Here is a 9,386-nt window from a genome sequence, read left to right as displayed (position 1 = left end):
TTGTACTTTTCGGACAGGGTGTGTAATGTCTGCCGCCGATATACATATTCGTCCCAAATGATTTTCTCTATCTGTCCTTTCCTGGAATGGTTTTGAAATTGCCTGCCACAGGTAACGCACCTATAACGGATTTTATTCTTATATGAACCTTTCTTCTGGGTATTCTTTGATCCGCAATAGGGACAGTTTTTTTACCCATTTTACAGCCCCTTTTATTTTTGATGGGATAAAGCGTTGATAGTATAGCATTTAGGAGCTATTTTCGGCCCTAAAAAATCGTATTAAGCCTAATTCTCTCATTCACTTCAAGCTTTAAGGCCCTCTTGTTAAGCATTTGCCAAGGTCTGATACACAAATCAAAAGGATATCCTTTGGGTGGAATGTGCCTCTTTTTTTTAAAAACAGGGTTCAAGGATTCAAGGGGTAAAAAAAGAGGGTCAATGGCAAACACATTATGGCTCAGTGATTGAGTGGCCAAACGTCCAAACAAAGAGAAAGTCCTCACGTAAAAAAATTGAGTGGAATGCAGTAAGTCTCAAGAAACAAGGAGAAATGCTGAAGAGTAGGAATATAGTAAAAGAAAAAAGAAAAGAGAAGATGAAAAAAGAAGAATGAGGGTCAAGGAACAAAAACATATATATTTATCTGTGATACTTGTGCCTTGAACCTCATTCTTTAGTTTTTATTATCCTCCTGCAAGAAATACCAACACATTGATTTGATCGCCGTCGTTAACGGGATACTCAAGTTCTTGTGGGACTGTAGGCTTGCCGTTGACGTAGATCTCAACATATCCCTTGAGTTTGCCGGGTTTAGCAAATAACTTGCTCTCCATTACCGGGTATGTTTTGGCAGCATCCATAATACAATCTCCCACAGTACTTCCCTGGACCTCAAGCTGCGTCTCGACACCATTGATATAAGGGTGCAACGTCATATTTATGCTCATCGTAAACCTCCGCAGATCCTGCAATCTGGCTTTTTTTGCAGGTCTATCATCATAATTTCCATATCACTGCCGTTTATAAACAGCATACGATCGGTAAGCAGCCTTCCTGTGCCTGAAAGAAGCTTTATTGCTTCTAAAACCTGGAGTGACGCTATCATAGCTGCCGTTGCGCCAAAAATGGGAAATGTCTCTTTTTTGGATAGGTTTCTGGGCAAAAGGCATTCCAGGCAGGGAGTTTTCCCGGGGATTATGGTAGTTACCTCTCCAAGCATCTCACGAACGCCGCCGTGGATCATGGGAATACCTTTTTTAACACAGGCCTCGTTGATGAGGAATCTTGTCTCCATATTATCCATGCAGTCCATGACAAGATCTATACCTTGCAGTAGTTCCGCAATGTTATCGCCCGTTATCTTTACATCTACCGCTTCGACAGCAATCGTGGAATTGATCTTGCGCAGTTTCTGCTCGGCCGATTCCACTTTCCGGCGATTGACGTCCTCCTCCCAGTGGAGGATCTGCCTGTTCAGATTTGTAACATCAACGGAATCACAATCAACTATCGTGAGGTGCCCTATACCGGCTGTCGAGAGGTAAATAGCCACAGGTGAGCCTAGGCCTCCAACCCCAGCAATGAGAACATGGGCTTGTTTCAACTGTCTTTGCCCATCCTCTCCAAAATCAGGCATGATAATCTGTCTGCCATAGCGGAGAAGTTCGTGCTCGCTCAGTTCTATAGGTTTTTTTATACTGTCATCAGCCATATCTGCCCTTCTTCGTGAAAGATAGCTTTTACTTACGATAATTTACCAGATAAGCGACTGATTATCAATACCCGATATTAGTTTCCGTCCGGAAAGGGTCCTTTTCCGCCCCGACAGCGTCAATCTGCGGTCTTGCTTGTGCGACGTACATGTTGTACGTCTCCGCGTAATCCCTTGATTTCCCCTCGGTCTCTGCCTCGGGGTGATTCGTTGCCTTGCCGGAACGAAAAAAACCTCCTTTCCGATTCGGAAACCGATAGTGTCACATCCGGGGTTTCCGGATGGACGCTAATTAATCGAACGATAGTTGCAAGTTGGGTAGTAAAGAGAGTAAAATAGAGGTGTACAAAATAAAACAGAAGAATACAAGGGTTCTTTATTATGAACGTTGCATACAGATTCTCATCACCCCAGGGCGATATTGTTGCCGATGATAGCATGCTCGAGCGAGCGTTTGCAATCGGCCCATCCGAGTATCATGAATTTATGACCCTTCGGGATTTCTTTGACTGCATCAAGAGGTCCCTACTGCCCGAAAAGGGTTCATCGCTTGTGGATATCCTTGCCCAGGCATGGCAGCGCCCTGTGAAGGGCGAGGATATCGAAGAGATTGTAATCCGTTATGAGAAGTATGGGACGCTCTATCAGATCTGCAGTATAGATGTATCTGCGGGTGGAAGTTCTATAAGGATATGCGTGAGCGCGGCGTTATCGGAGCCGGCGAAGCAAACTCTGGAGCGTGAGTACGAGCTGTTGGCTCAGCTTGAGAAGAAATACGATTTTGGTTATCTTCCCCGTGTCTACAAAAAGGACCAGATCAGGGTCAATAGATCGGATCAGGTGGAGACCTTCCTTGTGGTTCTCATGGAATGGTTTGAGGGCTATGAAGAGTGGCACTTCCAGAGGCACGATGGTTCGACGCGGGCCTTCCTGTGGGATATGAGAGGAGGGTATCGCTTCCTCACAAAGATACAAACATTAGATATGGTGTATCAGGCTTCGCGTATCCTTACGCTCTATTACGACCTTGAGTCGACAAGGTGCATCACTCCCTGGCATCACGGGGGAGGTGATTTCATTGTCACGACGTCGGATGCGGGTGTTGACGTAAAACTGATCACGGCTCGAGGTTATGAGCCCATACACCCCTCAAGTGAGAAGAAGGTCTTGCAATCGCTTTGCGATTTTTGCATCCAGACCATAACAAAAATGCGTCTCGACAAATGGGAGGGAATGGGTGATAGCACATGGGCAGATCGTTTTATCCTTGAGGAGGCCCTGAAAGGTTTTTTCGAAGGCTTGAGGATCAAAGAGGCGCGGGGCGAGATGAGCGGTTTTTCGGTTGCAGACGTTCTTAAAGAACTGCAATCGTTTGGTGCCAACCAGATAGAGTCACTCGTCAAGATGCAACTTGTCGAGATCAAACAGTGTGACTCATCCGATTACAGAACTGTTCTCAGGCATCTTGACAAGCACAATGCGGAGATCGGTATTGCCATCAAATGTTTGCAGGCTGATGTTGTCAGGGCGTGATGCAACTATGCCTCAAGTAGATTCCACCACTCGATCCAATTGCCGTCCCTTCCGAATCTAACGCCTGCTTTTTCCTCTATCGATCTTATCCAATCGCCCAAACAGGACGCGTGGTGGATGATTAACGGTATGCTGTGCTCGGGGAGTACATCCTTGAAGAGGCCATACATATACATATTCATGTTCATTTCTGACAGGGTCTCTTCGTCATCCCATGGGGTAGGGTGAATAAATCCGTGAACTGCTCCTTCGTTAGGCCAGTACAACAATGTATCTCTGTAGCGGGCCTTGAGATCCCTTAGTATCCTGGCACAGGCGAGGTTGTCCTGAACATTGATGCCTTTGTTTAGATAGGTGAGTATCCTATCACTAAACGACTCAAAGCCAATAGAGGAAAACATGATGCTCATTCTTTTGCTCTGAGCGACCTTCAGAGCCTCCTCAAGCTCGTCTGAATGAGTATTGATATCGTCAACCCTACATACCAGATTGACCTGCGACAAATGAATGTTTTCTCTCTCTGCGAGTAGGAACAAATGCCTGAGCGAACGAATTGGATATTCATCAATCAATTCGAAGTGCACCTTCCTTGCTCCGGCATCGGGCAGGGCGTGAAGCTGGCTGATGAGTACCTTCTCTTCGACCTGTCCATGAAACCCCTTGTCCCGCGCGACGTCGCAAAATACGCAGCCCCTGCTGGCAAACGATGTCTCGACCAGCCGGTCTTTGAGTATTGAGGGAGGCGGAAGGGCCACGGTACCCTGGCGGTTTGCATATTGGCAACCAATCGCCTGTAACACTTGCGGGAGGCGGATATCCATTTGATACAAGGAGTCGGAGAAGACATAGAGGTTTGACCAGTCAACCTCAAGATCAATATTTTTCGTCCATGGGAGTTCAATACATCCCTTTGCTTTTAACTGGTCCTCGGTGAGGAGGTCTATGGGCCCCTGAATGGCAAGGTCAACACAGTGTTTCAGACCCTTGAAGCGGTGAGGAAAGACATCCTGGCCATCTTCTCCATAATAGTCGGCCCGGGCCTGCGGACCTCCCAGTATGTTGCGGAAGCCTCGTTGCTTCAGCTCTTCCGCTAATGCCACCAGATCCTTTCTGCCGCAAAGATGGGAGAACGTAGCAACTCTCGCTTGGTCGTGATAGTGTTCTTCAACGAACCGAAATAATGCTTCAGCGTCAAACTCCCTCAGTATGCCTACTACAATCGATGGGATGCCGAGCCGGTGAGTGAAAAAGGTTGCAGCAGCCTGGGCTCCTAAGATACCGTGAGGTTCGCCCGTGTGGTGGGTAAAGATGATCATGTTTGTAACACCTTCTCTCTCGTCAAAGTGACGTTCGCCTTGAAATCCTCAAAATATGTGGAAGTCATGCAAACGCTGTAGTAAATCTCGTCTCATACAAAGTGAAAGGGGGCAACGCTATTCTGACCCAGATCGGGAATGCCCGTCGTGAGTCAACCGGCAATCTCTCAGATTTTGTTGTTATCCGATTCGACCGCTTCAGTCGGGTGAAGATAGATATTCAGGTTATCCTGGTTCATCATTCCGACTGACCTCCTGGGTGAAATATCGGGGCATGTCACACATCAAGAAGCGTGCAAACCCGACAACTTGCTCCCGTTACGCCGGAACCGCGTTCCGTCCGGTGGTGCTATGACATATACATTCAAAACTACTTTCCTGTCAAGGGGAAAATGCACAGGAGTTACCTGAGATTTTCGCCGAAATAGCTTTCGTTGAACGCTTCTGGGCCAAGGCACTTTCGTAAGTATTTGAAATGCTTTGAGCACAATTCCGGCTGAAAAACCGGCACGGCTCAAATACGGGGGGGATGGGTTGCAACCTTGGCTTGATTTCTTTATAATTTTTAGGTATATTTGCAAAAGAATAGGGCACGGTTACAATATATAGATCTTGAGAATTTTTACAAAACATTTTCTATCAAGGAGACAGATATTATGTTGGATATAAAGCTGAAAAAAGGGAAACTGTCCTCCACTCTGTGGAACAGCTCAAGCGGCTATTATTCGAAAATACCAGGTATTGATCTTACCTGTATCAGTGCGCGATGGGAGCATTGGAAAGAAAGTCCTGACAGTGTTGTCTATCTTGTGAGAAAGGAGAACAAAACTGTTGGCTGGATTATTTACAACAAAGCTACAAGTGCTATTGAAGAGATATTTGTAAATCCCGACAAGGATCAGCCGATGATTCGAACGCAGGCCATTGACGCACTCATTACAAGAGAAAGTCTTGTGTCTGCCGAGATACTGGAGGATGACAGGGAGAAATTTGACTGGCTGGTGAAATATGGTTTTCGTCCTACCAGGAAAATAAGAGCCTGCGGCTGCTCTTTGGTTAAAATGGAATTAAGTACGTCGGTCTTTTTTCGGCAACTGAGAGAGTATAAACCTTTAAAGGCGTATCGTAAGAAAGAAAAGGTAGTCATTGAAGAGGTTGCAAAGAGTCAGACTGAAGCAGACATAAAGGCAGCACTCCAGCGTTTGCTGGACAGGCTTGGAGGCATAAGGAAATACGTAAAGCCGGGACAGACAGTGGTCCTCAAGCCGAACGTGGTGGCTGACCACGGTATGACGGGAGGTACGTATCACGGCGGAGTGGTCACCGATATTCGTATCTTGAAGGGCCTCATCGAGCTTCTACTGCCCACTGCGGGAAAAGTGATTGTGGCCGAGGGATCATCCATCAACCGGAGTGCCACCGGCAAGATGTTTGAGGTCTATGGCTATCCCAAACTGATCGATTTGGACCCCGGCAAGGTGAGCCTCGTTGATCTGAACGCCGATCAGCTTGTGGAAAAATTGGTCCCGGCAGGAAAACGGATGAAGTCCCGAAAGGTTCCACGAACAGTCGAAGAAGCTGATGTCCTCATAAGTCTCCCGGTCATGAAGATACATTTTGCGGCGGGCGTCTCTCTAGGAATCAAAAATCTTCAGGGGGTCATGCCGCCCCTGGAGAAGTATATGACCCATTTTTTCGGACTCTGGCAGAATCTTGTCAACATTCATCATGTTGTTAAGCCCGATCTTACTATAATTGACGGCATTGTGGGACAAGAGGATTTCGGACCTGTAATGGGTAACCCTAAAACGATGAATCTCTTGATAGGAGGAGAGAATCCGGTTGCTGTAGATGCTGTTACCATGAGGGTTATGGGCCTTAAGCCTCATATGTCTCCCCCGGTATTGCTGGCATATCTGCAGGGATTGGGTCCTATAGAATCTGAGAAGATCGAAGTGCTCGGTACCCCCATTGATAAGGTAGCCAGTACATTTAAGCAGCCCGTGATTAATCTGGAGAATGGCAAAGACTTTAGAATCTATGCGGAAAATGCCTGTTCCGGCTGTAGAGGTTACCTGCACTTCGTTCTCGAAAAATTGCGAAGGCCCGATCCGGCTGACCCCAGCAGATTATTGATCAATCGTCCCTTCGAACCGAAGGTCAATATTTTTCTCGGTCCCCATGACGGAGCCGATGCGAATCCCGGAGAAACTAATATATTCATGGGAATATGCCAACTCCATCATGCTGAAAAAGGCGCATCACTGGTTGGTTGCCCACCCCATGCAGAGGTGATCATGAATGGCATATTCCGGCTCTTTCCCGATGTCGCGAGGCCCAAGTATGCCGATGAGACAGAGGAGGCAAAGCTGGAGAAGATGCTGAAAGAGTCTCTGGAAACTCTTGTGTAAAGCATCGTGGTATACTCGTTTTAGCTTGAAGCTCATATATAAACAATAACAAGAAAGCGTGGGCTGAAAATAAAGTCTCCAAGGGGAGGTACAGGATGCCCACGAACAAGTTAGAGAGGTATCCGGTTTACTAATTAGGGAAACCCTATTTCATAAAAAACCGCCGTCCATCGGGACGGCGGTTTTTTTGCAAGTGATACTTAATTGCTGTTTTTATAAGTGATCTGGTCAGGTATTGCACAAGTCAGCAGGAAAACACTCATAGGATCCTGCTGCACCCTCAACCCCTGCCGGAGACGCCTTAGATATTCTGCACAGAAGGGCCTTCATCTCTGTGTAACCTGTTACAGGGTCGCGCGGCTCAAGTTCGGTCAGGAAATTTGCATTTGCTTTATCCCAACCGTGCGGGACGCTCAGTACACCACGAACCAGTTTATTGGTGGTACTTGCCTTCATCTGAATCTTACCCTTCGGTGTCTCTATGTTCATCATATCGCCGTCGGCGATGCCGTACTGAGCTGCCGTCTCGGGATGAATCTCGGCCAGAGGCTCAGGCGCAGTCTTATGGACGTAAGGTATTCCCCTAAGCTGGGTATGCGTATACTCCGGAATCCTTGCCCCTGTTGTCAGGATAACCGGGTACTTCTTGAACATCTCCGGTGAGCTTACCGGGCTCTTGCTCGGCTCAACAGGGCGAGGCAGCGGGTCGTAGCCGTTTTCCTCCAATGTCTGGGAGAACAGCTCAATCTTACCTGACGGCGTATTGTACCGCTTCTGCTGCACATACTTCATTTCCGTGTAATACGCACCTTCCGGATGATCCTTGGTCAGTTGCTCTCTGGTCAGTCCGCTCGGTTTCAGGAAGAAGTCGATGATCTCCTCCTCAGTATTCCAGGGGAAGAACTCTCCGTAGCCCATTCTCCTGGCTATCTCGGTCCAGATCTTCCAATCCGGCCAGCATTCGCCGATCGGATTTATTACCTTCTTGCGCACCATTGCGTAGGGGATACAGTTTGTGACGCCGTAGACATAACCAACGCCGCTCTTCTCAAGGAATGAACAGGCGGGCAGGACTATATCTGCCAGTTTAGCAGTTTCCGTCATAAACAACTCTGATACCACCACAAATTCGAGGGCCTTGATCGCCTCCCGGATGCGCTCGGAATCGGGCAGCGTTACAGCCGGGTTTCCGCCGGTGCAGATCATGGCCTTGATGGGATATGGTTTGCCTTTCAACACTGCATCTGCAAAGAGCATCTGCTGGCCGTATGGAGATGTCCTTCCCCAGAAGCGGCGGAAAAGCGGATGTTCTTCAGTGCCGATCGGATCGCTGATTTCGGTTACCCTCATGTCACCAAGACGAATAAAGGGGATATTTACCCACCCGCCCGGGACATCAATATTGCCTGTTATGGCCTGTATGATGGCCTGAACCCGGTTGCCCTGGAAACCATTTATATGCTGGTCTATCGAACATGTACCGGGTACTAAGGAAGCAGGTTTGACCATGGCAAAGAGACGTGCTATTCTCCTGATGTCGTCAGCTGGCACCCAGGTGATCTCGGACATCTTTTCAGGCGTGTACTGTTTTACATGCTCAGCCAGTTTGTCAAAACCAATGCAGAATTTCCCGACAAACTCTTTGTCATAAAGTTCTTCCCCTATGATCACGTTCAGCATACCGAGGCAGAGCGCCGTGTCTGTGCCGGGCCTGATCTGGATATGAATTCCTCTCTCTGCCATGGGGATCTTTTTCGGATCAACGATTATGACGTGCTTGAGGGTCCCGGCGTCCATGGCTTTGTAGATCTTCCGGCCCACAGTTACTCTGGAATTGTCCATGTTTTGGCCGAAGACGATGATGCACTTAGCGTTCCAGGGTTCTTCGATGGGATATCCCCCAAAGGTCATCTGACGGGCCATGATGCGTGATCGGAAGCAATTGCCCTCAACTGATAACAGGTTGGGTGTTCCGTAGACTCCACGGAATCTCTGTGCATAAGCTGCGAGTTCGATATTCTCTGTTCCAAGGGAACCTGTGTAGACAGCGAGCGCCTTGGCGCCGTACTTGTCCTTTATCTCCTGAAACTTCTGTGCTATTGTGTCTATGGCCCAATCCCAGGAAACACGTTCCCACCCGCCGTCAGTCTTCTTCTTCATGGGATAGGTAAGCCTATCCTTTGAATTCACCCACTCAGGCAGTGCGGCGCCACGAGGGCACAGCTCGCCGAGGCTGATAGGATGCTCCTTCATGCCCTCGACCTTGACCAGTTTGCCGTCTTCCACATAGGCATTTATTCCACAACTGTTGATACACATGATACAGTCTGATTTAATTATTTCTGTCGCCATAATACCGTACCTCCTTGTTTAGCATTTCTTCCTTCTCCGTAGAGAAGATTCAGTCCCTCTG

The 9,386-nt window shown here is 47.8% G+C and carries 7 protein-coding genes; 2 read left to right on the top strand and 5 right to left on the bottom strand.

The annotated features are described in order from the left end of the window. Positions 1 to 67 precede the first annotated feature (67 nt). The 3 genes from NT010_08745 to NT010_08735 form a co-directional block, all read right to left on the bottom strand. Positions 68 to 199: a hypothetical protein gene (locus tag NT010_08745; protein MCX5806136.1), complete on the bottom strand. Its 132-nt coding sequence runs from the start codon at positions 197 to 199 to the stop codon at positions 68 to 70. A gap of 486 nt (positions 200 to 685) precedes the next feature. After that, a complete protein-coding gene (locus NT010_08740; protein ID MCX5806135.1) occupies positions 686 to 949 on the bottom strand; it encodes a MoaD/ThiS family protein in 264 nt (87 codons plus the stop codon). Then, the gene (locus NT010_08735) at positions 946 to 1,713 is read right to left on the bottom strand and encodes a HesA/MoeB/ThiF family protein (protein MCX5806134.1); all 768 of its coding nucleotides are present in this window, start codon (positions 1,711 to 1,713) and stop codon (positions 946 to 948) included. Before NT010_08735 ends, NT010_08740 begins: the two co-directional genes overlap by 4 nt. Before the next feature lie 381 nt (positions 1,714 to 2,094). On the opposite strand from NT010_08735, the gene NT010_08730 reads away from it, so the two are divergent. Next, entirely contained in the window at positions 2,095 to 3,246 is a 1,152-nt protein-coding gene (locus NT010_08730) for a hypothetical protein (GenBank protein MCX5806133.1), read from the top strand. Positions 3,247 to 3,251: 5 nt separating this feature from the next. Here NT010_08730 and NT010_08725 read toward each other — a convergent pair whose 3' ends face one another. Next, positions 3,252 to 4,562, bottom strand: coding sequence for a hypothetical protein (locus NT010_08725; GenBank protein MCX5806132.1), 1,311 nt, complete (start codon positions 4,560 to 4,562; stop codon positions 3,252 to 3,254). Positions 4,563 to 5,218: 656 nt separating this feature from the next. On the opposite strand from NT010_08725, the gene NT010_08720 reads away from it, so the two are divergent. Further along, positions 5,219 to 6,973 (top strand): DUF362 domain-containing protein, encoded by a 1,755-nt coding sequence (locus NT010_08720; GenBank protein MCX5806131.1) that lies wholly within the window; start codon positions 5,219 to 5,221, stop codon positions 6,971 to 6,973. 228 nt (positions 6,974 to 7,201) lie between these two features. On the opposite strand, the gene NT010_08715 is transcribed toward NT010_08720, so the two are convergent. Then, entirely contained in the window at positions 7,202 to 9,325 is a 2,124-nt protein-coding gene (locus NT010_08715) for a molybdopterin-dependent oxidoreductase (protein MCX5806130.1), read from the bottom strand. Positions 9,326 to 9,386: the final 61 nt, after the last annotated feature.

Source organism: Pseudomonadota bacterium, from assembly GCA_026388275.1.
Lineage (GTDB): Bacteria > Desulfobacterota > Syntrophorhabdia > Syntrophorhabdales > Syntrophorhabdaceae > JAPLKB01.
Note: the sequence above shows the minus strand (reverse complement) of the source record. Positions and strands in the feature narration are given on the sequence as shown.

Coding starts and splice junctions, on each gene's coding strand:
- NT010_08745 (MCX5806136.1), bottom strand. CDS start 199: ATGGGTAAAAAAACTGTCCCTATTGCGGATCAAAGAATACCCAGAAGA.
- NT010_08725 (MCX5806132.1), bottom strand. CDS start 4,562: ATGATCATCTTTACCCACCACACGGGCGAACCTCACGGTATCTTAGGA.
- NT010_08735 (MCX5806134.1), bottom strand. CDS start 1,713: ATGGCTGATGACAGTATAAAAAAACCTATAGAACTGAGCGAGCACGAA.
- NT010_08730 (MCX5806133.1), top strand. CDS start 2,095: ATGAACGTTGCATACAGATTCTCATCACCCCAGGGCGATATTGTTGCC.
- NT010_08740 (MCX5806135.1), bottom strand. CDS start 949: ATGAGCATAAATATGACGTTGCACCCTTATATCAATGGTGTCGAGACG.
- NT010_08720 (MCX5806131.1), top strand. CDS start 5,219: ATGTTGGATATAAAGCTGAAAAAAGGGAAACTGTCCTCCACTCTGTGG.
- NT010_08715 (MCX5806130.1), bottom strand. CDS start 9,325: ATGGCGACAGAAATAATTAAATCAGACTGTATCATGTGTATCAACAGT.